The 26,634-nt window shown below is 43.3% G+C and carries 27 protein-coding genes; all 27 read left to right on the top strand.

Annotated features, from left to right (window positions below):
• Positions 1-726: a WxL domain-containing protein gene (locus IGI50_RS12655; protein WP_438777162.1), complete on the top strand. Its 726-nt coding sequence runs from the start codon at positions 1-3 to the stop codon at positions 724-726.
• Between the two features lie 109 nt (positions 727-835).
• On the top strand, positions 836-2,872 hold the full coding sequence (locus IGI50_RS12650; RefSeq protein WP_438777595.1) for a lectin-like domain-containing protein: 2,037 nt from the start codon (positions 836-838) through the stop codon (positions 2,870-2,872).
• A 22-nt stretch (positions 2,873-2,894) separates the two neighbouring features.
• Positions 2,895-3,938 (top strand): DUF916 and DUF3324 domain-containing protein, encoded by a 1,044-nt coding sequence (locus tag IGI50_RS12645; protein WP_438777161.1) that lies wholly within the window; start codon positions 2,895-2,897, stop codon positions 3,936-3,938.
• Positions 3,939-4,310: 372 nt separating this feature from the next.
• On the top strand, positions 4,311-6,155 hold the full coding sequence (locus tag IGI50_RS12640; protein WP_438777594.1) for a BglG family transcription antiterminator: 1,845 nt from the start codon (positions 4,311-4,313) through the stop codon (positions 6,153-6,155).
• A 16-nt stretch (positions 6,156-6,171) separates the two neighbouring features.
• Positions 6,172-6,504, top strand: coding sequence for a PRD domain-containing protein (locus IGI50_RS12635; protein ID WP_438777160.1), 333 nt, complete (start codon positions 6,172-6,174; stop codon positions 6,502-6,504).
• 17 nt (positions 6,505-6,521) lie between these two features.
• A complete protein-coding gene (locus IGI50_RS12630; RefSeq protein WP_010745528.1) occupies positions 6,522-6,875 on the top strand; it encodes a glycine-rich SFCGS family protein in 354 nt (117 codons plus the stop codon).
• 12 nt (positions 6,876-6,887) lie between these two features.
• Positions 6,888-7,238: a DUF4312 family protein gene (locus tag IGI50_RS12625; RefSeq protein ID WP_010745529.1), complete on the top strand. Its 351-nt coding sequence runs from the start codon at positions 6,888-6,890 to the stop codon at positions 7,236-7,238.
• Between the two features lie 43 nt (positions 7,239-7,281).
• The gene (locus IGI50_RS12620) at positions 7,282-8,061 is read left to right on the top strand and encodes a DUF4311 domain-containing protein (protein ID WP_438777159.1); all 780 of its coding nucleotides are present in this window, start codon (positions 7,282-7,284) and stop codon (positions 8,059-8,061) included.
• Between the two features lie 140 nt (positions 8,062-8,201).
• A complete protein-coding gene (locus tag IGI50_RS12615) occupies positions 8,202-8,894 on the top strand; it encodes a DUF4310 family protein (protein ID WP_438777158.1) in 693 nt (230 codons plus the stop codon).
• A gap of 15 nt (positions 8,895-8,909) precedes the next feature.
• Positions 8,910-10,016: an amidohydrolase/deacetylase family metallohydrolase gene (locus IGI50_RS12610; protein WP_438777157.1), complete on the top strand. Its 1,107-nt coding sequence runs from the start codon at positions 8,910-8,912 to the stop codon at positions 10,014-10,016.
• Entirely contained in the window at positions 10,006-11,109 is a 1,104-nt protein-coding gene (locus IGI50_RS12605; RefSeq protein ID WP_438777156.1) for a DgaE family pyridoxal phosphate-dependent ammonia lyase, read from the top strand. Before IGI50_RS12610 ends, IGI50_RS12605 begins: the two co-directional genes overlap by 11 nt.
• Positions 11,110-11,847: a 2-dehydro-3-deoxy-phosphogluconate aldolase gene (gene dagF / locus IGI50_RS12600; protein ID WP_438777155.1), complete on the top strand. Its 738-nt coding sequence runs from the start codon at positions 11,110-11,112 to the stop codon at positions 11,845-11,847.
• 192 nt (positions 11,848-12,039) lie between these two features.
• Positions 12,040-12,474 (top strand): hypothetical protein, encoded by a 435-nt coding sequence (locus tag IGI50_RS12595; protein ID WP_438777154.1) that lies wholly within the window; start codon positions 12,040-12,042, stop codon positions 12,472-12,474.
• Positions 12,475-12,867: 393 nt separating this feature from the next.
• On the top strand, positions 12,868-13,860 hold the full coding sequence (locus IGI50_RS12590) for an ABC transporter ATP-binding protein (RefSeq protein WP_438777153.1): 993 nt from the start codon (positions 12,868-12,870) through the stop codon (positions 13,858-13,860).
• Positions 13,861-14,844, top strand: coding sequence for an ABC transporter ATP-binding protein (locus IGI50_RS12585; RefSeq protein ID WP_438777152.1), 984 nt, complete (start codon positions 13,861-13,863; stop codon positions 14,842-14,844).
• Between the two features lie 113 nt (positions 14,845-14,957).
• Positions 14,958-16,562: an ABC transporter substrate-binding protein gene (locus IGI50_RS12580; RefSeq protein ID WP_438777151.1), complete on the top strand. Its 1,605-nt coding sequence runs from the start codon at positions 14,958-14,960 to the stop codon at positions 16,560-16,562.
• A 33-nt stretch (positions 16,563-16,595) separates the two neighbouring features.
• On the top strand, positions 16,596-17,609 hold the full coding sequence (locus IGI50_RS12575; protein WP_261321644.1) for an ABC transporter permease: 1,014 nt from the start codon (positions 16,596-16,598) through the stop codon (positions 17,607-17,609).
• Positions 17,609-18,436: an ABC transporter permease gene (locus IGI50_RS12570; protein ID WP_222225850.1), complete on the top strand. Its 828-nt coding sequence runs from the start codon at positions 17,609-17,611 to the stop codon at positions 18,434-18,436. Before IGI50_RS12575 ends, IGI50_RS12570 begins: the two co-directional genes overlap by 1 nt.
• Before the next feature lie 307 nt (positions 18,437-18,743).
• Entirely contained in the window at positions 18,744-19,790 is a 1,047-nt protein-coding gene (locus tag IGI50_RS12565; RefSeq protein ID WP_438777150.1) for a serine hydrolase, read from the top strand.
• 176 nt (positions 19,791-19,966) lie between these two features.
• Positions 19,967-20,899, top strand: a complete 933-nt coding sequence (locus IGI50_RS12560) for a zinc ribbon domain-containing protein (RefSeq protein WP_438777149.1) — start codon at positions 19,967-19,969, stop codon at positions 20,897-20,899.
• A gap of 28 nt (positions 20,900-20,927) precedes the next feature.
• Complete coding sequence (locus IGI50_RS12555; RefSeq protein ID WP_438777148.1) at positions 20,928-21,857, top strand: serine hydrolase; 930 nt, start codon at positions 20,928-20,930, stop codon at positions 21,855-21,857.
• A gap of 288 nt (positions 21,858-22,145) precedes the next feature.
• Positions 22,146-22,568, top strand: coding sequence for a PTS sugar transporter subunit IIA (locus IGI50_RS12550; protein WP_438777147.1), 423 nt, complete (start codon positions 22,146-22,148; stop codon positions 22,566-22,568).
• Between the two features lie 2 nt (positions 22,569-22,570).
• Positions 22,571-23,044: a PTS system mannose/fructose/N-acetylgalactosamine-transporter subunit IIB gene (locus IGI50_RS12545; RefSeq protein ID WP_438777146.1), complete on the top strand. Its 474-nt coding sequence runs from the start codon at positions 22,571-22,573 to the stop codon at positions 23,042-23,044.
• 12 nt (positions 23,045-23,056) lie between these two features.
• Positions 23,057-23,824: a PTS mannose/fructose/sorbose/N-acetylgalactosamine transporter subunit IIC gene (locus IGI50_RS12540; protein ID WP_438777145.1), complete on the top strand. Its 768-nt coding sequence runs from the start codon at positions 23,057-23,059 to the stop codon at positions 23,822-23,824.
• A gap of 11 nt (positions 23,825-23,835) precedes the next feature.
• Positions 23,836-24,684, top strand: coding sequence for a PTS system mannose/fructose/sorbose family transporter subunit IID (locus IGI50_RS12535; RefSeq protein ID WP_438777144.1), 849 nt, complete (start codon positions 23,836-23,838; stop codon positions 24,682-24,684).
• 26 nt (positions 24,685-24,710) lie between these two features.
• Positions 24,711-25,745 (top strand): zinc-dependent alcohol dehydrogenase, encoded by a 1,035-nt coding sequence (locus tag IGI50_RS12530; RefSeq protein ID WP_438777143.1) that lies wholly within the window; start codon positions 24,711-24,713, stop codon positions 25,743-25,745.
• A gap of 165 nt (positions 25,746-25,910) precedes the next feature.
• Positions 25,911-26,621 carry a GntR family transcriptional regulator gene (locus tag IGI50_RS12525; protein WP_222226903.1) on the top strand — a complete coding sequence of 237 codons (711 nt, stop codon included), beginning with the start codon at positions 25,911-25,913 and terminating at the stop codon, positions 26,619-26,621.
• Positions 26,622-26,634 lie beyond the last annotated feature (13 nt).

Genomic DNA, 26,634 nt, shown 5'->3' with positions numbered 1-26,634 from the left:
ATGAAAAACATTTTAGCAATTACCGCAGTCATCTTATTAGGCGGAGTTATCGGAACAACAGCGGCTGCCGCAGAAACGTTTCCTAAGGAATATACCACAGAAGGCACGATCACTTTTGAGGCAGGAGATGATGGTGTGACGCCGCCAGTCGATCCAGAAAACCCTGATCCGACCAATCCTGTGGACCCTACCGATCCTCCAGGGCCAGGAACAGGCGGGGCGTTGTCGATTGATTATGGGTCAAAATTTAAATTTGGTCCACAGAAGATTTCAACAGCGGACAAAACCTACTACGCCGCACCAGATGAAATGAAGGACGGCTCGACAAAGCCAACCTATGTTCAAATCACGGACAGAAGAGGGACGCTCGATGGCTGGAAATTAAGCATCTCCCAACCGAAGCAATTTGAAACAACAGCCGGAGACGAGCTTGAAGGGGCGCAACTAAAATTGACAAAAGGAGCAGTCGCTTCGTCTGTGGATGGAAAATACACACCAACAAATGTTAGTTCAGAAATCATTTTGACTCCTGGACAGAGCAATGCCTTAGCGGTCAATGCCAAAAAAGGAACCGGTGTTGGTACGTGGGTTTATCGTTTTGGATCAGATACAGCGGATAATGCCGACGCGGTTCAGCTTTTTGTTCCGGGAGAATCGGTCAAGCTTGCTCAGCAGTACTCGACGCAGCTAGTCTGGACCCTTGAGAATACTCCGGATAATAGTTAATGCTCAGCCAATCGATCCGACTGATCCTATAATCGCGGGGCAAATAAAGGGTGGACCCTGACGGATGTACCACAAAATTAATTATATAGAGGTAAAAGAAATGACAGGAATGAAACGAATCCTCCTTATAGCAGCTGCAGCAGGCGGCTTTGCCTTGCTGCTGGGGTGTTCAGCGAGCAGTGCCGCTGAAACCGCCAGTTCGAAAGAGCTAAATCTAAATACAGATACCTCTCAAAGTAAAGAGCAGCATACGGAAGAGTCTTCGACAACGGCTAGTTCTATTCTGGCTAGTGAATCATTGTCTTCGGATACACCAGACTCCGATCCAGCAACTATGGCAACAATAGAAGAAACACGGCAAGAAGTTTCTGCGACTCCCTACGCGGCTTCCTTGCCGCAGGACCCTACGATTATTCCCATCGATAAGGTATTTCAAGCACCTATAGGCAATAGCACGAGTATTTTAGAGGATGGGAAGCTGCTTCAATTAAATCCGGCGACTGCCTCGCAAAAAGGAGCCATCTGGTCAAAAAGGCCGATCAGTTTGTTGTCCGACTTTACGTTTAAAAGCTATTTATATTTAGGCAATCAACAAGGGAATGCAGGGGATGGTATGACCTTCACCTTGACCAATGATCCGAGGATGACGAACGATCCAACACAGGTTATTGGCTCTTCTGGGATGGGGATCGGCGCTTATTCTACTAGATCAGGGGAACCTTATGTCCAAAATGGTCTATCGATTGAGTTTGATACGTATAAAAATCAGGGCTCTGCGGATCGAATGGATCGAGAGATCAGTGGAGATACCAATGGACGCGGGCATATCGCATTCGTGACACCGAAGGCAAACAACAATAATTACACGAATGAACACGCTGGGGTGACGATTGCTTCAACTTATTTATCCAACGATACTTGGCGCATGTTGACAGTTCGTTGGGAAGCCAATGCTCGACGATTGGCCTATGAACTGGACGGTGTGGGAACTTCTTCTTATGTAGTCAATGACCTCAATGCTCAATTTGGCACGACAAGTGTTTACTGGGGCTTTACTTCCTCAACAGGAGGCAAATACCAAGAGAACGCGTTAGCGATGACTCAGATTCCATCGAGTGTTCAGTCAACGGCTGAGATCAGTGTCAATGGGGGAGCTTTTACTACAGCTGTCGAGGCGAGTAAGAGTGACCAGCTTACTTTCAAAAATACATTGAACATCGACAATGACTTGGTGGGATCAAAAGTCAGCCAGCCGCAGGTAAGTCTGACGCTTCCTACTGAACTCTCTTATGAAAAAGGCTCCTTATCTGTTGATGGTGTCCAAGTAGCTGAAGCAGACATTACTATCGCAGGTAGCCGTCTCACACTTGATTTAAGCAATTACTTAATTTTAGAAAAAGATATGCGCATCGAGCTCAAGGCAACGTTGCAGGATGGGACACCTGAAAAAGTGCTCCCTATGAACTTTGAGTATCTAGAAGAAGCCGCCTTGTTGCAAAAGTCCAATGAGGTGTCAGTCAAAATAGCTAAGCCAAAAGAAAAAACGCTCTCGGTTTTCTACAAGGAGGAAGCCACCAACCTAGATATTGCTCCACCTAAGCAAATCACTGGAACGATCGGTGACACCTATAAAGAAACGCCCGAGGATATCGCTGGATTTGTATTTAAAAAGGACTCTGGCAATGTGGAAGGAACGTTTTCCGACAGTTCACAGGATATTTACTTCTATTATCGTACAGGAGAGCTTTATTTTCTTGAAGCCCCCAATCAAATAGCCTTTGGGACACAAAAGGTATCAACCAACGTTTTAAAGCTATTCGGTCGTCCGACTGAAGGACTGAAAATCATGGACGAACGTGCCTCAAACGGTTGGCGCGTGGAACTAAAGCAAACCCAGGCATTTACCGATGGGCAGACCGTAATGCCTGATATTTTGAGCTTTGTCACAGACAGTACATCAGAAACGATTGGTGATGCCGCAATTACCCTTTTTGAAAGTAATAAGAAGGGGGAGACGGATTTAAGCGCCCTGCTGGATGACACTTCACAACGAGGAATTCGAGCTGAAATTCCAGTTGAGTACCAGCGAATAGGGACGTTTAAAGGAACACTGTCATGGACATTAGCCAATGTCCCAGATAATTAATGAATTAGAGAGGAGGGATAGATTGAAAAAACTAATTATCACAGTCACGCTGTTTTTCACGTTGCTCGGGTTGGTCACTGTTCATCCAATCGTTGGAAAGGCAAGTGAGTTTAATTATTCCGTGACCCCGCTGCCATCAGAATATCAAATAGATAAGGAAAAGACGTATTTTGATTTATTGCTGGCACCGAATCAGACAACGGAGCTAAAGGTGAAGCTGAAAAATGATACGGAAAAAGAGGTAAAGGGAAAAATCGCCATCAACAATGCGATCACCAATTCCAATGTCATTATTGACTATGGAGAAAATACGATTAAGAAGGATCAAAGCTTGCTGTACGATTTAAGCGAGTTGGTTGATTATCCTTCGTCGGTGGTTTTGAAGCCGAAGAGTAAGCAAATTGTCACCTTTCAAGTAAAGATGCCGAGTACAGCATTTGACGGAGTCATCGCTGGAGGCATTACCTTTGAGGAAGAAGCGGAAGAGACAACAAGCAAGGACTCAGCTGAAAAAGGCTTAGCCATCGATAATGACTATTCATACATCGTTGCTCTGTTACTTCGACAAACAAAAAAAGACGTATCCCCAAATCTCGTTCTTCACGAGGTAAAGCCTGGACACTTGAATGCCCGAAATGTTATTCAAGCAACGCTGCAAAATGATCAAATGGCCTACATCAATCAAGTAGCGATCACGGCGGAAATCCGGAAAAAAGACAGTGATCAGGTCCTTTACCAAGTAGAAAAAGAGGAAGGACAAATCGCGCCGAATTCCACTTTTTCTCTGCCTATTTCATTGAACAAGCAGGCCTTGGAGCCGGGTGACTATCATCTTTCCATGACTGTCTCGGGAAACAAAACTAAAGATAAGCCGCTTACCTACGAAAACCAATGGATTTTTGAACAGGACTTTCGAATTGAAGGGGAGATCGCTAGAAAGTTGAATGAGAAAGATGTCACGTTAAAGAAAAGTCACACCTTCCCATTTGTACTGATCGGTCTTTTTCTGCTAGGGATCGTTGTCCTTTTGATTTTTTGGCGCAGAGGAAAGATAAGAAGTGAGTGACATTTTTGGAGTCGCTGTGGCAGGAATCCTTAATAGATATAGCAACAACTACAATCAATAAAATTACATGTAGATTCGTTTTGGAGAGCGTCCCTATTTTTAGGGGCGTTTTTTTACCAAATTTTTTTATCAGACCAAAATTTTTGGTTTGGGGCATACAAGCAGCCAGAAAGATGCTACTTTAATAAAGTGATTAGTGCAAAGTAAATGTCGAGTGCTGACGGTTACTTTGCTTTTTTTCAGTAAAAACAAGGATTGATATACTGCATATCTTATGGAATAAGGACTTTTTGCACTAGAGTAAGTGCAATCATTTCATATTGTTACGAGAAACACAAATCACTATAGTAAAACGTGTAAGGAGAGAGCATGATGCAACAGATAACGAAAAGACAAATTCAAGTCTTGCTGCAATTTCTTGAAAACGCAGAGCCGATAACGACTAAAGAGTTGGCAAAGCAACAAAATGTAAGCGTCCGCACGATCAAATATGATCTGGATGACATCCGTTTATGGCTGCAGGAACGAAAGCATGACTTGACGAGTAAACGAAGTCAAGGGGTGTGGCTGGAGCTGAGTGATTCTGAACGAATCAAATTAAAAAGCGAGTTGATGGATGTTGATCGCTTAGAATTGTTCGCTGATCAGACCTTGCGCTTGGATCGCTTGAGTATCCACTTAATGCTTACGAATCAGGCGATCACTTCCTTTGAACTGGCGGATCGCTTGATGGTCAGTAAGGACACGATCCTTAATGATCTGGAGATTCTGGAGAAGCAGCTGAAGGAGCAAGGAATGACGCTTGAGCGGCTGCCGCGAAAAGGCTTTTTGATCTCGGGACCGGAGCATCAGGTTCGTCTGCTGATCGAGGAGGTCCTACAAAAAGAGCTGACGGATTATGACATTTACAAAATCATGGAGCTGCTTTTACAAAGTGAAAAGCAAGAAGGCTATGAGCTTTACTCAGCTAAAGGAACAGCTTTTCAAGCGGTCTTCAATCAAGTATTAGCGGATATGCGGCACCTGTTGAAGCAAATTGATACCGCCGAGCTGAACTATGCCGAGCTATTGAACATGCTGATCCGAGTCGCGATCGCCACCGTTCGTTTGCAAAATGAATATACGATCGGTCGTTACCAGTTGCTGAATGATCCGAAAGAACAGCAGGAACTCTCTTACTTATTGATGCAGCAGGTGTTTGCTCATTATCAGCTGCCCTTGTTTGAAGACGAGTATCGCTACATTTATAGTGATACCTTCGAAAATGATCTGCAGCAGGATGTCATGGCATTGACGGAGAATCTGATCCAGAAGGTGAGTAAAAAGATCCACTACTCCTTTTCGAATGATCCGCAGCTGTTGACCAATCTTTATGCGCATTTGTCGATGCGATTGTCGCGCAAACAGAAATTCGTGAATGAGTACAATCCCTTCAAGGATGATATCAAAGCGAAGTACCCTGAGCTTTTTGACGCGATCGAAACAGTGGTACGGCGGGAAATTCGAGGAAAGAGTGTCCTGATCAATGATTCCTTTATCGCCTATATCGCGTTGCACTTTCTTGTTTCCTATGAGAAAGAGGTGGATTCGCGAAGTGTGCGGGCAGTTTATGTTTGCTCGACCGGCTTAGGGGTAACAAGCTTGATTAAGCAGAAAATTTCGGAGGAGCTTTCCAATATTGAGATCGCGGCCTTTGCTTCGGTGCTGAATGCTCAGGAGATCATCAAACAGAAGGAACCGGAATTGGTGATCAGCATTTTCCCTATTGAGGGAATGACCTGTGAATTCATCAAGGTTCATCCACTGCCGACCAAACAGGATTTAGAAAAGATCCAGCAGGCAGTCAAAAAAATATTGAGTCAGTCGCCGCAGCAGGGAACGAAGAAGTTGAGGCTGGAGCCAGCGGGGAATCGAACCTCACTAGAGGATTTTAGCAAGGAGCTGATCTTACAGGCGTATACCATTTACGAAAAGTTGCTGTGTCTATTCCAAGAGCAGTTGAATCAAGAATATCGTGAAGCGTTCCTCTTGCATGTCTTTCTGATGGTTCATCGAATTACTTTTGATCAGCAATACATGATGGAAGGAAACAAAACGGATGACGCTGATAAGATCACTTCAACTTATAACAAAGAAATAGAGCAATTGTTTACAGAGCATAATTTAGCAATCAATCAATCCGAGATTAACGCATTATTTGCTTATATCAAAGGATAGCAAAAGGAGGAAGAGAATGACCGTGACTGGAGAAGCGTTACAAATTATTTCAACCAGTGAACATCAAAGAGAGCTTGAAGAATTGATCGATTGGTTGACAGGAGAGCTTGCGGAGGCGGAAATCGAACCGACAGAACTGCAATGGACGATCCTGATCAATCATTTAAACGAAATGCTGAAGCGTTCGAAAGGACAAGAAGCGATTCCAGAAGTAGATCCAGCAATGTTCAGCGAAGTCTCGCAAGAAGCATTGCGCCTAGCGGATGGTGTTGTCCAAAAAATCAGCAATCTATCACAAGATGAAATGTATGTTTTATCAATCCATTTTGAAACAGCCAAACAAAACTAATTTAGGGGGAAAAATAAATGATCACAGTAGTAATTGCAGACCGTATGGGTAAAGGACAGAATGTCGCAAAAGGCGTAGAGGCAGCAGGAGGAAGAGCAGTCGTCGTACCAGGGATGGGCGCGGATATGCGTTTAGGTGATGTGATGCAGCAGGAAAAAGCAGACATGGGGATCTCATTTTGCGGCAGCGGCGGAGCAGGCGCATTAACAGCGGCAACAAAATATGGGTATCCAGAACGTCATGGGATGCGCTCGATCGAAGAAGGGATCACAGCGATCAATGATGGAAAAACAGTTTTAGGCTTTGGCTTCATGGATCAGGAAGAATTAGGCAAACGTCTAGTAGAAGCATTTGAAAAGAAACACAATTAGGGAGATGAGCAAATGAGTATCCAAGATTGTCAACAAGTCATCGTGACTGTCGAAGGCAAGGGCGATTCTAAGCAGCATGCGTTTGCTAGTGCGCTGGGAAACATTCAGAAAAAAATGATGCAGGAGTCGGAAGTGATTTTACGCATTGAGCCAGTAGAGGTGGAAGTGATCAAGGCAACGGAAAAAACCTACAAAGAACGGTTCCTCTTCTTCTTCTTTCCACGAAAAAGAACCAGCTATCATGTGGAATTGGAAGTAACGGTCAACGTGACGACGCTTCAAGTGAATGACGTCGCCTTTACACAGGAAGTGACGGATGATCCTGATGGTATTCAAATTCCCGTTATTTCCAAAAAGATCTAAGGAGAAACGGTCAGACGAACGAACAAGAAGGAGGAAATAAATAGTGGAGTTTACAATTATATTAGTTAAATCGATCATCATTGGCGGATTGCTCGGATTTTCTGCCTCGATGGGGGCGGCACGAATGTTTCATGCCCCAAGTACGCAAGGGTTGGGTGCCTTTCGTACGCTAGGTGAGATGAATGCCTGTATGGGTGACCCGGCTTCGCACTTTTCATTTGGATTAGGATTTTTCTTCAATGCTTGGGCTTCAACGGTTGGCGCTGGAGCGTTTACCCAGGATGTGACACATCGGATCATTCCAAACTGGGCAGCATCGGTCTTATTAGCGAAAAATAAAAATGTTTCTGAAACAATGCATGATCCTAGAAAAATGGGCTTTGTGGGCGCTGTTGTGGGTGCGATTGTTGTGGCATTCTTGAATTCAACCGCTGCCGCAATTCCAGAAGCATTGCAGGTAACAGCAGTAGCCGTATTGGTTCCCGCAGCAACAACATTGATTAACATCGTCATGCCAGTCATTTTCTGGTTAGCAGCATTGGATGCCGGCAAACGTACTGGCTTCTGGGGAACATTATTTGGCGGCATCGCACAATTAATCATGGGAAATGCGGTACCTGGTGTGGTACTTGGGATCTTGATTGGTAAAGGGGTCGATGAGATCGGCTGGTCAAAAGTAACCAAGATGATGATGGGTGCAATTATCTTACTGTTTGTTCTAAGCGGCTTCTTCCGTGGCTTCGATCTTCAAGTATTGGAAAGCTTCAAGCTGCAGGCGCCGAACTGGTTAGAAAATATCCACAAGATGCTTGGATTAAGCTAATTTAGTCATCGGTAAAAATAAGATGCCAGATTGCGAGTTTTACTCTATGTTTCGGCATGGTTAGCGGCATCGTATGCGAAACGACAAAACATCATTTTCAAGTTTTTTGAAAAATGATTTCTTAATTAGGAGGGAATTTAATGGATAACACAGAAGAATTGGAAAAGGAACAAATTGCGCTTTCTGAAGAAAAGAAGGCGAAGAGCTTCTGGTATGCTGACTGGGCATTTCCTATTACGGTAGGAATTATGGCTGCGGCGGTTTTTGCGGGAACACATATGTACGTGACTCATGGGGTGGGTGCGTTTAATGAAGTTTCGATCGTAGCGATGTTGAAGGCAGGCTTAGATGGTGGTTCTTATGGAGCGGCTGCGGCGTTTGGGGCTAGTTTCTTGTTTGCTCGTATCTTAGAGGGTTCGCTTGTGGGGATTCTTGATTTGGGTGGATCGATTCTAACGGGGATCGGTATCGGTATTCCGGCGATTTTCTTAAGCATGGGCATTCGGGCACCTATTGATAACTTTGCTTTGTCGCTGATTACAGGAGCTGTTTTAGGCTTACTTGTCGGCGGTGTGATCATCTTGATTCGTAAATTTACAATCAATCAAGCGAATTCAACGTTTGGCGCAGATGTAATGATGGGTGCCGGAAACTCTTCTGGCCGCTTCTTAGGCCCATTGATTATCTTGAGCGCATGTGGTGCTTCTATTCCAATCGGGATTGGTGCAACATTGGGAGCGTTAGGCTTCTATGCTTGGAAAAAACCGATTGCTGGTGGAGCGATCCTTGGAGCAATGGTACTTGGGACGATCTTCCCAGTAGCACTTCAGTAGAAAGAAGGCCATAGGATGTTTGATTTATTAATCAAAAATGGAAAACGAGTGAACGGTGAAAAGGTGGAAGTGGCGATAAAGGATGGCGCTATCTTAGCGGTAGAAGCTGAGATCGAGTCCCCTTCAAAGGAAGTGCTGGATTTAGAAGGAAAGCATTACTTATCGGCAGGTTGGGTCGATGACCACGTGCACTGCTATGAAAAAATGACCCTGTATTATGATTATCCAGATGAAATTGGGGTCACTAAAGGTGTTACTACCGTGATTGATGCGGGGACAACGGGTGCGGAAAATATCGGCGATTTTTATGAGCTGACGAAAAGAGTGAAGACCAATGTTTACGCCTTGGTCAATATTTCAAAATGGGGAATCGTTGAACAGGATGAACTGGCGGATTTATCGAAGATTCAAGCGTCTCTCGTTCGTGATCGGTTAGCCGAGCTGCCGAAGTTTATCGTGGGAATCAAGGCACGGATGAGTAAAACAGTCGTTGGTGAGAATGGCATCACGCCATTGGAATTAGCAAAAGATATCCAGCGTGAGAATCAAAACCTTCCATTAATGATTCATATCGGCTCGGCACCGCCAGAGCTGCGGGAAGTATTGGAGCTATTAGATGCGGGAGATGTGCTGACGCATTGCTTTAATGGCAAGCCCAATGGCATTCTGGACAAAGAAACCGATCAAATCAAGGATTTCGCAAAGGCTGCTTATGAAAAAGGCATTGTTTTTGATATTGGTCATGGGACGGACAGCTTCAATTTCCATGTCGCTGAAATCGCGTTAAAGGAAGGGATCAAGGCAACGTCCATCAGTACAGATATCTATCATCGCAACCGCGAGAATGGGCCTGTTTATGATTTGGCGACAACGATGGAGAAGCTGCGCGTTGTTGGGTACTCTTGGGAAGAGATTCTGGACAAGGTAACTGCGGTTCCGGCTAAATACTTCCATTTAGAGAGAAAAGGACAATTGAAGGCTGGCTATGATGCGGATCTGACGATTTTTGATTTGGCGGAGGGCGAGAAAACCTTAACGGATTCAAACGGGTTCACCCGAACAGCCACTGAGCTGATCAAACCAGTGAAAACGATTATTGGAGGCACCATTTATGACAATTAGTTACGACAAATTTGGCTTGAAGGAAGTCATCAACGCTTCTGGGAAAATGACGATTCTCGGTGTATCAAAGGTATCAGAAAATGTGCAAGCGGCACAACGTTTCGGCTGCGAGCATTTTTTTGAGATGAGTGAGCTTTTCATTCAGACCGGTGCCTATATTGCGAAGCTGCTAGAAGTAGAGGATGCACAAATTGTTTCCTCTGCATCCGCCGGCATTGCACAGTCTGTCGCTGCGGTCATTGGACAAGGCAGTATGTATCATGCCTATCATCCTTATACTGACCGTATTCAGGGGCGAGAAATTATTTTGCCGAAGGGACACAATGTTGATTACGGAACGCCAGTTGAAGTAATGGTTAGTCAAGGTGGCGGACAAGTGGTGGAGGCAGGGTATGCCAACGGCTGCTCGCCAGAGCAAATGGAAATGATGATTACCGATCAAACTGCGGCATTACTGTACATCAAAAGCCACCATACGGTACAAAAAAGCATGCTGACAGTAGCAGAAGCTGCGGCTGTCGCAAAAAAATATCAGCTGCCCCTGATCGTTGATGCGGCAGCGGAAGAAGATCTTTATCAGTACAGCAAAGCGGGCGCTGATTTAGTCATTTATTCAGGCGCGAAAGCCATCGAAGGTCCTAGCAGCGGTCTAGTCATTGGTAAGAAGCAATACATCGAATGGCTTCGCCTTCAGGGCAAAGGAATCGGACGTGCGATGAAGATTGGTAAAGAAAATGTCTTGGGGTTGACCCAGGCGTTAGAGGATCGTTTAGCCAATGGGAGTGAGACGGGGGAGTCGATGAAGCAGCGTCTTGTACCATTCATTGATCAGCTTGATCAAATCGAGAGCTTAGAGGCTAAAAGTGTCCAGGACGGTGCTGGAAGAGCGATCTATCGCGCCAGTGTAAAAGTGCAAAACAAATCCGCTTTCGAAGTAATCGAAGCGTTAAAAGCAGAAGATCCTGCCATCTATACGAGAGAATATCAAGCGAACAACGGCATTATCGAGTTCGATATTCGTGCGGTAAATGAAGCAGAGATGGATAAAATCGTTCGACGATTAAGAGAAATCATGGAGAAGGAGTCTGAATAAATGTCATTAACCCCAAACTATTATAAAGAGCGAGTATGTCTGAATGTTTTAGCGAACTCAGTTGAAAATGCGCGTGATTGCTATACAGCAGCAGAAGGCCATGTTGTTCTAGGTGTGCTATCAAAAAATTATGAGAGTGACGAAGCGGCTATCAAAGATATGAAAAACTATCAGGCAGCGACAGAAAATGCACTGTCTGTCGGCCTTGGCGCTGGCGATCCGAATCAGAGTCAAATGGTTTCGCGTATATCTGGTGAGCTTCAGCCCCAGCATGTAAACCAAGTCTTCACAGGTGTTGGGACTTCGCGTGCATTGCTTGGACAACAAGATACAGTGATTAACGGCTTAGTGTCACCCTGCGGTAAGGTTGGCTATGTCAATATCGCAACAGGACCGTTGAGCTCGCAAACCACTGAAGCAATCGTTCCAATCGAAACAGCGATCGCCTTGTTGAAGGATATGGGCGGCAGCTCTGTAAAATACTTCCCGATGAAGGGCTTATCCTGCAAGGAAGAATATCAAGCAGTCGCAAAAGCCTGCGCCGAGAACGATTTTTACTTAGAGCCAACGGGTGGCATCGATTTGGAGAATTTCCAAGAGATCGTCAAAATCGCTCTTGATGCCGGTGTTGAAAAGGTGATCCCTCATGTGTACAGTTCGATCATTGATTCCGCAACAGGGGATACGAGACCTGAGGATGTACGCACTTTACTAGATCTCGTAAAAGAACTTTTGTAGTTTCTATATAATAGAAGGGCATGGCAAAAAGCTATGCTCTTTTTTGATGTGTAAAGTGAAAAACTCCAACCGACAATTCATTGACAGCGCTTTAAAAATGATGTAAGTTAAAAGACAATATAGAGTAACAGATATTTTTTTAGCAATATTCGTGAATAAACGCACAAAATAAATGGAGTAGGAGGAAACGAAATGATCGAAACTTTTGTATTTTCAAGTGAGAGTATTTTTTTACGAGAAGAAAATCAAGCAAATGTTCAACCGCTGCTGGACTATTTAAAAAGTCGGAAGCAGCAAATCGGAATGGTCTTCTATGATCAAGCGACGATGAACAATGTTTTGCTGGAGCATCATTTAGCGGATTATTTGGACTTTTCTATCAATGGTGAAGTTGCCGGAACGGTTCCTCAGGGGTTAGTGGACTTTCTGAAGGTTGAATTGAGTCATCAAAAGGTCAATTTCATCTCGAATTCTCTGGAACAATTGCAAGAAGCCGAAGCGTTAGGCTTCAAACCAATCTATATCGCTGAAGACTGCGATATAGAAGATACGCCTTGTAGAGCCTTTAGAGATTTTAACCAGCTGCATATTGGCGTGATTGAAAACCGCTTCGAAAAATTAATGTAAACGACTAAATTGAATCGTAAAGCAGAAGCCCTTGGCAGTTTTTAAAAGAAAATTGCCAAGGGCTTTTTGTATGTTATTTCGTAACGCATATTTAGGTCGAAAAACAAGGGATAATATAATACGGCTTTTAAAAATGAGAGGAGCTCAGCATAATTTAATAATAAATATAAGATTTTTGGGTTTCATTTAATGAAGGTTGTGGTTACTGCTTTCTTAAAGAAAACGCTTAAAACTTTGTATTGACAATCTTTTCGCAACTGGTATAATCAAAAAATAAAATATTTTTCGAAAAATCTGAATAAAAGAACAGCGTTCGAATATTTGTTAAATTAGAATGATCAGTTATTTTTTAACCTTAATTTAAAAATTAGAAGGCAGGGAGTTAATTATTTTATGGAGAAAGAACTGCTGCGGGTCGAGGACCTTACAGTCAAATTTCGCACCTATAACGGAGAGGTAACTGCCGTAAATAATTTAGAGCTTCTATTAAATGAAAATGAAACATTAGGGATCGTTGGAGAAAGCGGCAGCGGGAAAAGTGTGACGTCATTAAGTATTATGGGGCTATTAGAGGAGGCGACCAGTTCAGTCAGCGGCAGAGCGCTGTTTAAAGGAACGGATCTGATCGCTATGAAGGAAAAGGAGAAGCAGGAGTATCGCGGCAATCATTTAGCGATGATCTTCCAAGAACCGATGACTTCTTTGAATCCGCTTCATAAATGCGGCAATCAAATCATTGAATCTATGCTGATTCATACGGACATTTCAAAAGCTGATGCGAAAGAAAAGGCGATCGAACTGCTGAAGCTCGTGGGAATACCTGCACCAGAGCAGCGCTTTAACGAATATCCACATCAAATGTCTGGCGGGATGCGTCAACGGGTCATGATTGCAATGGCTTTAGCTTGTGATCCGCAGCTATTGATCGCGGATGAACCGACGACCGCATTGGACGTGACGATTCAGGCACAGATTCTAGAAGTTCTAAAGGAATTGAGATATCGTCTCAAGATGGGGATCATCCTCATTACACATGATTTAGGCGTGGTGTCCGAAGTCTGCGACCGCGTGATCGTTATGTACACGGGGAAGGTTGTTGAGCAAGGATTAATTCGTGAAATATTAGACAAACCTAAGCATCCTTACACGGAAGGTTTGATTGCAGCGATACCGAATATCCAGGATGAAAAAGGAAAATTAAGCAGCATCGAGGGAATGGTCCCACAGCTGGACAACATGCCGAAAGGCTGCAGCTTCCATCCTCGCTGTCCTTACGCGATGGCTATTTGTAAAGAAAAACGACCAGCATTAACAACGGACGAGGATGGTCGAAAGGTTCGCTGCTTTAAGTATTCGACGGAAGAAGAGACCGAGGTGACGACGTAAATGATGACGCAAGAACCGATTATTAGGATGGAAAATGTCAAACAATATTTTGAGATTCGCGACAGTAAAGGGAAGAAAGGGACCTTAAAAGCCGTTGATGATGTGTCCTTAACCGTCAATAAAGGCGAGACTTTCGGTATTGTAGGCGAGAGCGGTTGTGGCAAGAGTACCTTGGGAAAGACTATGCTAAACCTTGGTGCTATAACGGACGGAACGATCATTATCGATGGGCAAGATGTCAGCGCCTTTAAGAACCGAAAAGAAAAAGTGGCCTTTGGGTCAAAGGTTCAGCTCGTTTTTCAGGACCCGTCAGCCTGTTTGAATCCGCGAAATAAGATCAAAGATATCTTGGCGGAGCCTTTTCAAATACATCATAAAAAAGACATGACCAAAGCAGAGATCGAAGCGGAAATTGATCGCTTGCTGACAATGGTCGGGTTAGCACCAGATTATAAGCAGCGCTATCCTCATGAGATGTCCGGTGGTCAGAAGCAGCGGATCGGGATTGCTCGAGCGTTAGCTCTAAAACCTGATATCATCATTTGCGACGAACCTGTTTCAGCCTTAGACGTATCGATCCAGGCACAGGTGATCAATCTGCTGGTGGAGCTGCAGAAGCAGATGGATCTGACCTATTTCTTTATTTCCCATGATTTAGGGGTGGTTTATCACCTATGTGATCGAATCGCGGTGATGTATTTAGGGAATGTCGTGGAATTAGCAGATCGTGATGCTCTATATAAAGACACCCTGCATCCATATACTAAAGCTTTAATTTCAGCAGCACCAACGATCGACAAGGAAAAGACGGAACGGATCGTCTTGACTGGCGATGTGCCGAGTCCGGCAAATCCGCCTAAGGGCTGCAAATTCCATACACGCTGTCCATTTGCAATGGAAAAGTGCAAGACGGTAGTTCCGGAGCTGCAGGAAGTGAAGGACCAGCATTTTGTCGCCTGTCATCTACACAGTAAAGAGGGCTAATGTTTCGTGTTTCAACTAGATTCGCGGGGGAGACTGCGGCATAAAAATCAGACTTAATTTTTCGTTTGAAAAATTAAATACATTTACCAAAAAATAAGGAGGAGTACAAGGGTATGAAAAAAAGAAAGATGTTGTGGAGCGTCATTTGTTTAGTGATGTTAACACTCGCTGGTTGTGGTGGCGGTGGCGGCAGCACTGACGGGTCAAACGATGGTGGCGGCAGCGGGGATGGCGACAAGACATTGGTAGTCGGGATGGCATCTGATTTGAAGACTTTGGATCCTCATCATGGCTATGAGGTATACGGCAATATGGTGTATTACGCGATGTATGATTATTTATATCGAACTTATGAATCCTCTACACCAGAGCCTTCATTAGCAGAATCACATGAATTAGATGAATCTCAAAAGGTTCACACGTTCAAGATCAAAGAAGGGGTGAAATTCTCAAGCGGGAATGAGTTGACGTCAAAAGACGTGAAGTTCAGCGTTATGCGGACAAAAAATCTAAAAAGTAATACGACTCATCATACGGAAAATGTTGAAAGTATCGAAACACCGGATGACTATACCGTGAAGTTTACATTGAAGGAGCCGGATGCAGCCTTCTTAGTGAAGCTTGCGAACAATTCCTTTGCAATTTTGGATTCAGAAGTAGTGAAAGAACATGGTGGTACCGATGCAGAGGATGCCTCTTCTAAGGATACGGCTGAAAAATGGTTGAATTCAAACTCAGCGGGATCAGGAGCCTATGTCTTAGACAAATGGAAACAAAATGAAGAACTTAGTTTGGTCAAGAATGATGACTACTGGGGTGAAGTGAAGAACGATAAAGTCATCTGTAAGGAAATTCCAGATGTGAATACGCAGATTCAAATGTTGAAACAAGGGGATATTGATATTGCCTTGGGAATCGGTGTAGATAACGTTTCTCAACTGAAGGATCAAGAAGGCGTGAAAATTAAGAATTATGTTGGTTCGACAACAACCTTCTTATTGATGAACCAAGATGAGGAAATCGGCGGACCAATGGCGAATCCAAAAGTCCAAGAAGCGGTTCGTAAGGCCATCAATTATAAAGAATTACTCGAAATTTCAGGCGATCAAGCCGTTCTTCCACTAAATATCGTACCGAAAGGCTTTGTGGGCGCATTAGAGAAAGAAAAGGATTATCAAGACTTAGACGAAGCGAAGAAATTAATGGAGGAAGCTGGTTACAAAGATGGCTTTGACATTAAGTTCACAGTCGCAAACTTCGATACAGAAGGAATGTCATGGACGACTTTAGGTCAAAAAATCAAAGATGATCTAGAAAAAATCGGGATCAATGCGAAGATCGAAACGTCTGAGATTGGTGTTGTAATCGATTCTTATCGTGAAGGAAAAGAAGCTTTCTTAATGATGCATTGGCATCCAGACTACATGGATATCAACAACCAATTAGCCTTCTTACCAGGTGATACAGTGGGCGAACGGGCGAAATGGACGGATACTTCGAATACGAAGATGGAAGAATTGAAAAAAACGATTCAAACAGAATCAGATGAAGAAAAACGTTCGGCAGCATCTGAAGAATTACAAAAATTATTGGCAGATGACATGCCTTATGCTTTCTTAGTTCAACATCCAAAAGTATTGGCTTACCGAGACAGCTTGAAGGGTGTCAACTACTACGAAGTACAAAAAATCAATTTCCAAGATGTCAGTATCAACTAACCAAAGAGCAAGGGGCAAAAGTATATGAGGAATATGGCTAGGTTTTTATTACGGCGCTTAGTATTTGTTTGCTTTTTGATCATTGGGGTGACGTTTTTAGTATTCATGATCTCACACCTCGTTCCCAGTGATCCAATTGCATCCAATATGAGTCCAAACGCGATGAGCGATCCTGTGGCAGTGGCGGCGTACAAAGCACGCTGGGGATTGGACAAACCGTTAATGGAGCAATACTTTATCTATCTGAGCAACTTGTTGCGGGGAGATCTTGGGACTTCGATTCGCACCGGTAATCCTGTTATCAGTGATTTAAAACAGTTTTTCCCTGCGACTTTGGAACTATCCATCATGGCGATGCTGATCGCGGTGTTATTCGGGATCACGTTTGGGATCATCTCTGCGGTTTATCGCAACAAGCCGTTTGATTATCTAGTTCGTACTATCTCAATCAGCGGGGTCTCGATCCCGAACTTCTGGTTTGCATTAGTCATGTTGCTGCTGTTTTACTCTAAGTGGCAGCTGTTTCCAGGCGGTGGACGAGTCAGCTCTCGAATATCGGCGCCAACAGGTGGGACAGGGCTTTATGTCTTAGATGCACTAACAAGTGGCAATTGGGCATTACTTAACGATGCCCTCTCCCATTTGATTCTGCCGGCGATTGTATTGGGATTCTTTACCATGGGACTCATCTCACGGCAGACCCGCTCAAACTTGCTGGAGGTTTCTTCATTGGACTATATTCGAACAGCAAAGGCGAAGGGCTTGTCTCAGCGTCAGATTGTGTTACGTCATGCGTTGGGAAATGCCTTGATTCCTGTCATTACTGTTATGGGGATGGGCTTTAGTAACCTGTTAGGCGGGATGGTCTTTGTAGAAAAGATCTTTTCGTGGCCGGGAATCGGGCAATATGCGTATCTTTCAGCAACGACACTGGATTTTCCAGCAATCTGCGGCGTTTCACTATTGATCGCGATGGTCAACGTCCTGCTGAATCTCTTGATCGACATCCTTTATGGAGTCATTGATCCGAGAGTGAGGTACAGCTGATGAAACGATTGTTAAGACAGAAGAACTTCTTATTTAAATTAGGATTGGTCATTTGTGCGTTGTGGGTGATTGTGGCGATCCTTGCACCAATAATCGTTCCGAAAAACCCATTAGCTCAAGATATGGCGGGACGCTTCTTATCTCCAGGATCGTCTGGGCATTTATTAGGAACAGATGAATTGGGACGAGATGTATTTTCTCGTGTGTTGATGGGGAGCCGGGTTTCGATTACTGCGGGACTAGTAACTGTTTGTATCACAATTGTCATTGGCACCATCTATGGTGGGATTGCCGGATATGTCGGTGGTATCATCGATGATGTCATGATGCGTTTCGCAGAGCTGATCGCCGCCTTTCCGCCATTGATTTTGGCGATGGTCATTGCCGCGGCGTTGGGACCAAGTATCTTCAACTCAGTATTGGCGATGACGATTATTTGGTGGCCCAACTATGCGCGACTGATGCGAAGTCTCGTGATTACTTTGAAGGAAAATGAATACATCGTCGCCTCCAAAGTGTTAGGAGCGAGTCATTTGCGTATTTTGGTGAAGGAAATCGTACCGAATGCTTTGGGGTCACTCTTGGTTATGGCGACTCTGGATATCGGGAACGCGATCGTAACATTCTCAGGACTAAGCTTCTTGGGATTAGGGACACAACCACCAACGCCTGAATGGGGCTCAATGGTCTCTGACGGTGTCAATAATATGAACTATTGGTGGATCTCCACCTTCCCGGGTGTGGCGATCTTCTCTATGTCGATCGGCGCCAACTTTGTGGGTGATGGTCTACGAGATTACCTCGATCCAAAAATCAAAAATAAATAGATCAACAACGTCTGACTTAGGAAAATTTCTAAGTCAGATTTTTTTGGCTCCAAATCAAGAAATAGTAAACGGGTGTCGCAAAGTCAATAGGAATGAAAGCTTGCAATGTCAATAAAATGAATACATACAGAAAAAAGTAAACACTTTTTCCAAAGTTTTGTAAAAATGAATTTAACAGTTGTTTTGAATCAAGGGGAATCGATGATAATTATAAATTATATATTCTTTTTCGAAAGAAATTATTTTAATAATGAAATGTGATAAACTTATTATTGAAAAAGCCACACAGTGATATGAAAGGGAGAAGGTGAAGACTTTGGGTAGACATACGGATCCAAATGAAAAATCTAAAGGAAAATACGTGGTGATCGGTTTAGCGGCACTTCTATTAGCAGGCGGCACCTATTTTGGTGTGACGCGTGTGTTTAATGATTCGCCAGAAAAACCAAAGGAAACGGTCACTGCTAAGGATACGCCATCCTCGTCAAAAAAAGCTTCCGCAACAAGCAGCACGAAGAAGGCAGCTAAGAAAAAAACAGAGAAGAGTTCTGAGAAAAAAACTAAAAAGACAACGGAATCCTCTAAAAAGAAAAAAACGAAGACCTCCAGCACGAGTAAAAAGCAGGAAAGTTCTGAGAAAAAAGCCTCCGCCACTAAAAAGAAGGAAACGGTTAAATTAGATGCCTCATCATTAACTCAGAGTGCCGGAAAGGTGTACTATGGTGTCTATTATTTCAAGGACAAGCAGGAAGTTTCCAGCAAGAATTCTGAAGCAACCAGCGCTGCAAATATCATTGAACTGTTTATCATGGATTATGCCTTGGCACAGAAGGACGGCGGCAATCAGGTGATTCAGGACAAAAAGCTGACCGAGTGGCTTACCCCCATGATCCAAGAGAATGACATCAATGCCACCAATGTATTGATTGACCATTACGGGATGGATAAGCTAAATGAATATTTCAATGCACAAGGATATGCAGAGACAAAACTTAATCGCCGAATGGTGGATATCAATGTTCGTATCACCGATGATGACAATTACACATCATTGAATGATTGCATGAAATTATTGAAAAAAATCTACGACAATCGATCGAAAGAGCCGCAAAAAACAATGCTGGAAATATTAGAGGGACAAGTGATCCGTACAAAGATCCCGCAAAAGCTTCCGGAAAGTACGACAGTTGCCAATATCACTGGTGAACAACAAAATGTCGAAAATGATATTGGGTTGGTCTTGACAAAGGACAATCCCTTTGCGATTGCTGTATTAACTAGAGAAGTTTCGGATATTGTAAAAACACGAACAGCCATCGCTGACTTTAGTCTAGCGGCAACAAAAATAAAATAGATGAAGTAGAGCTTGTTGAATAAAAATCAACGAGCTCTTTTTTAGCAAGAGCGGAAGAGGTACCAAAGAAATGATTGTGATGTTTTTTGCTATTTGTATGCTAAAATAAACCTAAGAAAAAAAGAGTGATTATTTTTTTAAAGGGCTTAAGAATGGGAAAAAGGAGCGGGTTCAAAATGAAAATTTGTCCAAGATGCGGGGAAGAAAATAGTGATCGTTCATTATTTTGTGAACATTGCGGGTACGAATTTGCCAAAACAGATTCATTGCCAAAAAGAAGCCAAGGCGCCAATCTACAAGAAACGAAGCCAACGACAGCCGCAGTGTCGAACAATGGAAAATCGGGTATCCCTAAGTGGGCGTTCATCATTGCTGGGGTGGCATTGCTAGCAGTTGTTGTAGGTGTCGGTTTTGCGATGGCCAGTCGTTCCAACAACGAGGCGACACTCCCGTCGACGACAACTACCTCTAGCACTACTGATACCAGTAAATATGATGAAATTATTGCGGAAGCCAAGGAATTAACGATTAACGGTGATTATAAAAAATCCAATCTCAAACTGAGTCGAATCCCTGCCAGTGATCTAGGCAAGAGCGAATTTTCAGCGATTGCAGATGAAGTAGATGAGTTAACGGAGAAAAATGAAGAAGGACTTAAGCAAGAAGAGGACAAGGAAGCCGTTCAGAAGGCTCAGGAAAAAGACCGGCCAGCGGTGAGAACCTCAGGAAGTTCAAGCGACTTTACCGGGGACTATGCGAAATGGGCGAATACCTATTACTTTTATTATTCCCAAACTAGCCAACGGCAAACGGCATTAACGATCGGTGCGAATGGCAGTGTGACACAGAAAAATGTGAATGGAACTCAGTATTTTGGAAAGGCGACGATCACCAGTGCTAGTGGGGATGTCCTAAGCTACGAAACCAATGAACAGTACCCATCAGAGATGCCAGATACGAAGCTGATCAATCCAAATGTGCAAATCACAGTGACTTGGGACGGCGGTGGAACGCAGATTTATTATGGCTATGTTTCTTATTCTTCACGTTTGGCCTTGACGGATGGTGTTTCGAAGAATGATGGGGTCAATGAGGTTTGGATCTCTTAAGATTGTAAAAGAAAGAAGATGAAACCTTTTGGGAAGACATTCCAGTCCGAAAAACTCAGGAACAGCCAAATACGTTTTGATAGGGATGCTATTTCTTATACTTGCGGGTTCTTCCTATTTAGTAATGAATACTTTTTTTGCTCAACAGCAGGAAAGGACACCGAGTGTAAAGAAACAGGCTTCTGTGAAGACGCCCCCTTCAATTTCAAAAGCTGAAACAAGTACAGAGGTCGCCACAAACAATAGCAGTGTGCAGCAATCAAGTGAGTCAGAGCTGCAGCCTGCTGTCACGGCATTGAAGGAGAATGCCGAGCAGGTTTACTATGGCGTTCATTATTTCAATCAGAGCAAGGACATTTCTAGTAATAATTCCGCACCAACGACTGCAGCCAGCGTAATCAAGGTATTCATTATGGAGTATGCCCTCACACAGGCAGAGCCGAGCGAAGTCATTCAAGGCAAACCATTGAATGATTGGCTCATTCCCATGATTCAACAAAGCGATAACGAAGCAGCCAATGTATTGATGGATCACTTCGGTATGGAGGAACTGAATGCCTTTTTTCAGGCAAAGGGATACATGGATACAAGTTTGGAAAGAAGAATGCTAGATGATGAAGCTCGGAGTGAAGGAAAAGAAAACTATACCTCATTGAATGATTGTCTCGCCTTCTTGAAACAGCTCTATCAGCAGCGAGAGACGTACCCTCAATCAACAATGTTCACCATTATGAAGGGACAGACGCTGCGTACGAAGATTCCCAGTAAGCTTCCTGTCGATAGTATGGTAGCGAATAAAACTGGTGAGCTGGACGACACAGAAAATGATATCGGATTGGTGTTATCAGAAAAGAATCCTTTCGCGATCGTTGTGTTAACAAAGAATTTCAAGAGTGTAGATGGAATCAGAACCGCCATAGGTGAGTTTGCACTAGCGGCAACAGAAACAGATCGGTAGAGAAAAAGAAAATCGGTTTTGCTTTAGATGACTAAGGCAAAACCGATTTTTTTATTTGATTGTGAAAAATCATTGATGAATAAAAAACTTAAAGCGAAAGAATAAGCGCACCAATCATTAAAAGGCATAGTGATTATTTGGCTTTAAAACAACACCTTTCAATCAAATTTATAAAAACGGTTTCAAAAAAATATTGACAACAGAGAAGGTCGGCTATATATTTAACTTGTGAATAGAACCATTGGCACTTTTTTAGAACCGATGGATTTTTGAAAGGAGTGGGTGAAGGTGATTGGTTTGCTGGTAGTTACTCATGGGGATTTGGGTCGGTCGCTTTTGGATTCAATTGCTATTATTGCTGGGGAAGTAAAATGTGCTGCATCGGTTGGTTTGTACCATGGGGATAGTCCTATTCAATTAAGAGAGGAGATTCAGGAGAAAGTTGAGGCATTGGATTCAGGAGAAGGGGTCATTGTATTGGTCGATTTTTATGGGGGGACACCTGGAAATGAAGTGATGAAGCTTTTGGCAAGCAAGAAAATGAGAGTGCTTTCCGGTGTAAACATGGTGATGCTGTTGGAAATTGTGGTGAACCGTGAGTTTTCAACAGATATAGAAACGTTAAGCGAAGCCGCACTCCAAAGCGGCAAGGAAAGTCTGCAGGATTTGAATGAAGTGTATTGTAATTTAATCGCAAAGGCAGGGGAATAATAATGAGTATTGTATTAGCAAGGATTGATGATCGACTGATTCATGGACAGGTTATGACTTCGTGGCTTAATTATACGGGGGCGAATCGAATTATTATTGTGGATGATGAAACAGCAAATGACACCTTCTTAAAAATGATTGTGACTTCCGTAGCGCCAGCGAATATCAAAACAGAAGTTTTCGATATTCACGAAGGAGCAGAAACGATTAAGCAGTTGGCCGACTCAGACAAAGCAATCCTTTTGGCTAAGTCGCCTGAGGTCTATGTTGAACTAATCAATCAAGGGATTTCATTGGAAAAAGTGAACATCGGCGGAATGGGCGCGAAAGAGGGAAGAACCAAATTCTATAAGAATATCTCCGCTTCGCCAGAAGAAAAAGACAGTTTGAAAAAGTTAGTCGATGCGGGAGCTGCTGTTACTATCCAGATCATCGCCGAGGATAAAGCGATTGATGTGGCGAAATTATTGACTTAGGGAGGGGTACCTATGGAAATATCTTTTATTCAAGCAATTTTGATTGGGGTTGTTTACTATCTAGGTGTTACTGGAACACCTTGGCTTTCATTACTTGGAAGTATCTCTTTTATGCAAAAACCGTTAGTTGCGGGAACAGTCGTTGGCCTTATCTTAGGTGATCCCGTTCAAGGAGTAATCATTGGAGCGGCGATTCAACTTCCGTATATTGCGTTTATTTCGGCTGGAGGAACAGCACCGGTGGATCCCGGTTTAGCAGGAACCCTAGGCACTGCTTTAGCGATTGCTTCGGGTGCAGATCCGAAAACAGCAGTGACTTTGGCAATGCCGATCGGGTTGTTAGGAACTGTGATCTGGGTTGCGCATATGACGATCGATGTTTTCTTTGTACACATGGCAGACAAAGCCGCGGACGAAGGAAACCTTGATCGGATCAATTTTTTACATGTTGTTCCACCGCAAATCATTCTCCTTTTAATTAGTGTAATTCCTGTGACCTTAGCCGCATACTATGGCGCGGGCGCCGTGACGAGTATCCTTAATTATTTGGAAGGAACCCCTTTGCATGTGCTTCAAGTAATTGGCGGTTTACTACCTGCATTGGGAATCGCAATGAATTTACGTTCGATTAATCGACCAAATACGATGCTTTTCTTTATTTTAGGTTTTGTGATGTCGATTTATATGGGCTTAGATGTTATCGTTATTGCCGTTTTAGGGGCGATCATCGCCTATCTTTATACCATAACACCGAGAAATGAAATCGGCAGTTTAAGTTAGGAGGGAACAAGATGGAGCAATCAATGGAAACGGAAATGCAGAAACCAAAAAAGGAATTATCAAAAAAAGATGTTACCCGTTCTTTTTGGCGTTGGACCTTTTTCAGTCATGCAAATTATAACTACGAACGATTAGAAGCTACTGGACTGGTTCATTCATTAAGTCCGATCATTAAAAAGCTTTACGCCGATGATCCAGAAGAGTATCGGAACGCGTTGAAACGGCACATGGCTTTCTTTAATACCGAGCCGCATTTTGGAGGCATCATTTGTGGGATGGTCATTGCGATGGAAGAAGATAGGGCAAATGGGGCCCCTATCACAGATGATGCGATTAACGGGATAAAAACAGGTTTGATGGGGCCTTTTGCTGGGATTGGGGACACTTTATGGCAAGGGACGTTAACACCGATATTATTAGCCTTTGGCGTAAGTCTAGGGGCTGAAGGGAACTTGATGGGTCCGGTGGTTTATGGTCTATTGATGTTTGGTATCATGTTCTCGCTGTCATATTTTGTCTGGATGCAGGGATACAAAATGGGGAAGGCCGGTATTGAAAAAATCTTAAGCAGTAATATTTTACAATATTTAATTACTGGGGCATCTGCAATGGGCGCGATCGTTTTAGGGGCGTTGACCGCAAATTTTGTCTCTGTTTCTTCTCCATTTGTCATCAAGGTCGGAGCAGTAAAATTAGGACTGCAGGAGGATATTTTAGATAAATTATTCAAGGGCATCCTGCCGCTAGGGATTACTTTACTGACATTGTATTTACTAAAAAATAAGAAAATGAAATCAACAAGGGTCATGTTGATCTTAGTTGCTATCGGGGTTCTTTTTGGAGCGTTTAATATATTTTAGCCAATCGCAGAGAAGGGAGACGGAAAATGAAGACAGCAGTCTTTTATGGAATCAAGGATTTGAAAATCGAGGAATGCGACTTGCCGGAAGTATCAGAAAACAAGATTTTAATAAAAATCGAGGCTTGCGCACTTTGTACATGGGAACAACGGGTGTATACGGGGATAAAAAAAGTCGAGTATCCTTTTATCGGCGGTCATGAGATTGCTGCGGAAATTGTGGATTTAGGGAGCAACATCGATCAGACAAAATGGCAGGTTGGCGACAAAGTAGTGTTTGGCACCAATTTGGCCTGCGGGGATTGTGATTTTTGTAAAAGTGGAGAGGAACAGAATTGTTTGGATTTCAATCACAGCAAGCAACTAGAAGGTCTACCTCATAAAGGAATGGGGGGGTTATCCGAATATATGTTGGTGGAACCCAAGCATCTTTTTCATTATTACGGAGTAACCCCTGAAGAGGCCGCCTTAACAGAGCCTTTGTCATGTGTCGTTCATAGCTGTGAGACGGCGAATATCCAGTACGGGGATTTAGTAGTAGTCATCGGCTGCGGCATCATGGGACTTTTACATGTTTCGTTGGCTGTAAAAAGTGGGGCTAGAGTGGTCGCGTGTGATCTGAATTCGAAACGGCTGAATTTGGCGAAAAAGATTGGTGCGCATTATACTGTTGATTCTTCAACAGAAGTATTAGCGACGAAAATCAAGGAAATTAGTCGGGGACTAGGGGCGAATGTAGTCTTTGATACAACACCGATTCATAGCGTTGTGGAAGAGGCGATAGATTTAGTCTCAAATACTGGGAAAGTGATCCTGTATTCGTCATTCTATCCGGATGAGCCAGTCAGCTTTAGCCCAGACAGGCTGCATAAAGGCGGCTACGCAATTGCAGGTACCGCCAATTCAAATAGCCGTGATTTTGTTCGAGCGTCAAGAATGATCAGCGAACGTATCATTGATATGCGCCCGTTTATTAGTGAAATTGTGCCTTTTGAAGAAGTGGTGGCGGGCTTTGAATCCGCGATTGAAGGTGATAAATACCGAGTGGTGGTCAGATTTTAAGTTCTGCAGCATTAGTCTGGTAGGTAGTTGTATAAAAAATCAGTTATAATCAATAGTGAAAATCCACTTGATTGAGAAGAGAATACAATTGCCTGTCTGTTTTGATAGAAGTCTTTACGAGATCTCCCTATCCAAGACAAGACGAGGAGAGGGAGGATGAATGAAATGGAAGAATTTATTCCAAAGTATAAAAAAATCAGCGATGATATTCAAAATTTAGCCAAGGTACTGAGCGGACAAGGGAAACCGCTCCCCAGTGAACGCAAGCTTTCTGAGACCTTTGATGTAAGCAGAACGACGGTAAAGCGTGCGCTGGAATCACTGGAAAGACAAGGCATCGTTACCTATATTGAAGGAAAAGGTTTTATTATCCCTGACCGAGATGTAAAGATTGTTTCAAGTATGCATATTTCTGGTTTTTATGAGGACATCGTTTCACGAAAAAAGAAGATCAGCTCTAAAGTTTTGAAAAAGAACGTGATTCAAGCGGATCAAAAATTGAGCGAAGAGCTTAAAATAGCAGAAAATGATTACGTTTTCTATCTTTTGCGGCTGCGGAGTGTGGATGGTACGGTGTATTCGTTATCGGAAAGCTTTATCCCACTTGCACGTTGTCCAGAGATTGGTTCCTTTGATCTGACTGATAAGTCTCTTTGGAAGGTGTTGAACCAATTCGGCATTTATCCAGAGATTGTCAGTCAACGAGTAAGTGCACGGATGGCCAATTATACAGAAATTGAATACTTGAATATATCTAATCCAGCGGTGGTCATGGTCGTCAACAACATGGCCTATTGGGAGGATAAACCCATTGAACTTTCATATGTCTATACGGATGTTTTCTCAACAAATCTTGAATATCGTTTTAGTAAATAAAACGAGGAGGAAG

Source organism: Enterococcus sp. DIV0170 (assembly GCF_051710765.1).
GTDB lineage: Bacteria > Bacillota > Bacilli > Lactobacillales > Enterococcaceae > Enterococcus_A > Enterococcus_A raffinosus.
This window is presented reverse-complemented; position numbering and strand designations above follow the sequence as displayed.